This is a genomic window from Xanthovirga aplysinae, assembly GCF_009711365.1.
In the GTDB taxonomy this organism is placed as follows: Bacteria; Bacteroidota; Bacteroidia; order Cytophagales; family Cyclobacteriaceae; genus Xanthovirga; species Xanthovirga aplysinae.
The window spans coordinates 1-2462 of record NZ_SMMB01000575.1 but is presented as its reverse complement, the minus strand read 5'-3'; the positions used below and the strand labels follow the sequence as shown (position 1 = coordinate 2462).

Annotated in this window: 3 protein-coding genes; 2 read left to right on the top strand and 1 reads right to left on the bottom strand. The window is 35.3% G+C overall.

Annotation, left to right across the window (positions count from 1 at the left end):
* Positions 1-61: 61 nt before the first annotated feature.
* Positions 62-562: an inorganic diphosphatase gene (locus E1171_RS02850; RefSeq protein ID WP_155203887.1), complete on the bottom strand. Its 501-nt coding sequence runs from the start codon at positions 560-562 to the stop codon at positions 62-64.
* A gap of 266 nt (positions 563-828) precedes the next feature.
* On the opposite strand from E1171_RS02850, the gene E1171_RS02845 reads away from it, so the two are divergent.
* Both E1171_RS02845 and E1171_RS02840 read left to right on the top strand, forming a co-directional pair.
* Entirely contained in the window at positions 829-1917 is a 1089-nt protein-coding gene (locus tag E1171_RS02845; RefSeq protein ID WP_155203885.1) for an o-succinylbenzoate synthase, read from the top strand.
* Between the two features lie 80 nt (positions 1918-1997).
* Positions 1998-2243, top strand: a complete 246-nt coding sequence (locus E1171_RS02840; RefSeq protein WP_155203883.1) for a putative signal transducing protein — start codon at positions 1998-2000, stop codon at positions 2241-2243.
* Positions 2244-2462: the final 219 nt, after the last annotated feature.

The window sequence follows — 2462 nt, the reverse complement described above, 5'->3', positions numbered from 1 at the left end:
TAGCTCTCTTTTTAGCTTATAAATGAGTCTTTCAATTGCCTAAAGCAACTGGTAAGAATCATTACTTATTATTCTCTTGGTATCTTACCTTTGATTCCTCAATGGCTTTAATGGCAGCAGCTTTATCCTCCCATCCTTCAATGCCTACTTTCTTCTCTTCTAAATCTTTGTAAACCTGGAAAAAATGTTCAATCTCTTTGATTAAGTGAGGGTTTACTTCTTCCAAATTGTTAATCTTATTCCACACAGGGTCTGAAACAGGGACGCAAATTAATTTAGCATCTGGTCCTTTATCATCGGTCATTCTGAAAAGACCAATTGGTTTAACTTCTATAATACAACCCGGAAAAGTTGGTTCTGAAACTAATACTAATGCATCTAATGCATCTCCATCTAAAGCCAAGGTATCTGGAACAAAGCCGTAATCGCTTGGGTAATGCATAGAAGAAAAAATCATCCGGTCATAACGGATCATTTTTTTCTCGTAATCGTACTCATATTTGTTTCTGCTTCCTTTAGGAATTTCTACTACTACGTCAATAGTTAAATCCTTCTCTGCCATTTTAATTCTTTTTGCAATTTATTACTTACAGAATTGTTACTCTGTTTGAAAAAAAATAAGTGAAATGTTTAAAACTTCTTTTTAAAGATAATTTTACTTTTGGAGCGCAAAGATAGGGTTTATTACCGTAACTTTTATGTTATTTGCCTAATAATCATAGTTGGTTATTTAAATCAATTGAAAATTGGAAAAATCCAACTTCTTGGAAGTGCGATTTACATGGTCATTGAATGGTTTGAAACAACGGTTGAGAATTAAAGTCTTATATGGAGATAAAAACGAGTTGCCAAAAACATATCCTTGATTTTAAATTTGAAGCGGGGACCTCTAGGGGAGTACTAAGATCAAAAGATACATTCTGGATAAAGGTGTGCCCAAGAGAGGGGAGGGAAATCTTTGGATTAGGGGAAGCGGGCCCTTTGAAAGGTTTGAGTGTAGACGATCGTTCAGATTTTGAGGAGATTTGTACTGAGGTCTTGCAGCAATTGGATGGCTTAGATGTTGAGCTTAATGAAGAAGCTATATATGCTGCCGTTGAAGAGTGGATTCCTTCATTTTTGCCATCTTTAAGGTTTGGTTTAGAAACAGCCTTATTAGATTTAATGAATGGTGGGAAAAGAATATTATTTGAAAATTCCTTTAGCAAGGGAGAAAAACCTATTAGTATAAATGGCCTGATCTGGATGGGGGAGGAGGAGTTTATGTTCCAACAGATTAAAGATAAATTAAAGAAGGGGTTTAATTGTATAAAAATGAAAATTGGCGCCATAGATTTTGAAAGAGAATACAATCTTTTGGCCTTTATACGTGAGCGTTTTTCAAAAGAAGATATTGTTTTACGAGTTGATGCTAATGGAGCTTTTTCATCTCATGAGGCAATGGAAAAACTTGAACGATTAGCTCAACTTGATTTGCATTCCATTGAACAGCCTATTAAAGCAGGTCAAATGGAAAAAATGAGACATTTATGTAAAGGTACTCCTTTGCCTATTGCTCTTGATGAGGAATTGATCGGAATACAAGAAGAAAGTGAAAAAGTTGCCCTTCTGGAAACTATTCAACCACAATTTATTATTCTTAAGCCTACTTTGCTGGGGGGATTAAAGGCAACTAGGGAGTGGATTAGGTTGTCAGAAGATCGTGGCATTGGCTGGTGGGTAACCTCTGCTTTAGAGTCTAACATTGGGTTAAATGCCATTAGTCAATTTACGGCTGAATTTCCTGTGGAGGGCATTCCTCAGGGGTTAGGGACAGGTCAGTTATATTATAACAATATCGGTTCTCCCTTAAATATTCAAGAAGGTAAACTTTTTTATTCCCCAGCTGTACAATGGGATTATTCCTATTTGGCCTAACTTTTTAAGTTGGTTCATTGGTGAATTTTCTCTAACTTAAATTTATCCAAATCCGTAAAAATCCTAATAAATACATAATCATGGAAAAGCGAAGTATTAAGGTGTTTGAGGGAAGTCAAGTCTTTGCAAATTTGTTAAAAGGAAAATTAGAGAAGATTGGAGTTCCCTCAAGGATTCAGAATGAATTCCAGACTTCCATAACTGCCGGATTTATTGGGGGAGATCCTTCCGTTGTGGAGCTATTTATCAGGAGTACAGATTTGGAGAAGGCAAAGCCCTATATTCAAGAGTTTAGAAACAATTTTATTAACAATAAAGGGAACTAAGACTGATTTAAGTTATTTGATTAACTCTTTGGTTTTTCTATGTGGATTTTTTCTGTAAAGCTCCCATGTATCACCCCCTTATCAATAAGGCTGAAGGGACATGGGAGTTTAAATGGTCCAATAAATTAAACTTTTTCCGAAGAAAGTAATTTATCTACTATAGGTTTTATATTTTCGAAAGTTTGATAGCCTTGGGCTAATAAATGACCTTCCTTGCCA

Excerpts from the sequence above, each read along its gene's own strand:
- E1171_RS02845 (WP_155203885.1), top strand. The coding sequence starts at position 829 with ATGGAGATAAAAACGAGTTGCCAAAAACATATCCTTGATTTTAAATTT.
- E1171_RS02840 (WP_155203883.1), top strand. The coding sequence starts at position 1,998 with ATGGAAAAGCGAAGTATTAAGGTGTTTGAGGGAAGTCAAGTCTTTGCA.
- E1171_RS02850 (WP_155203887.1), bottom strand. The coding sequence starts at position 562 with ATGGCAGAGAAGGATTTAACTATTGACGTAGTAGTAGAAATTCCTAAA.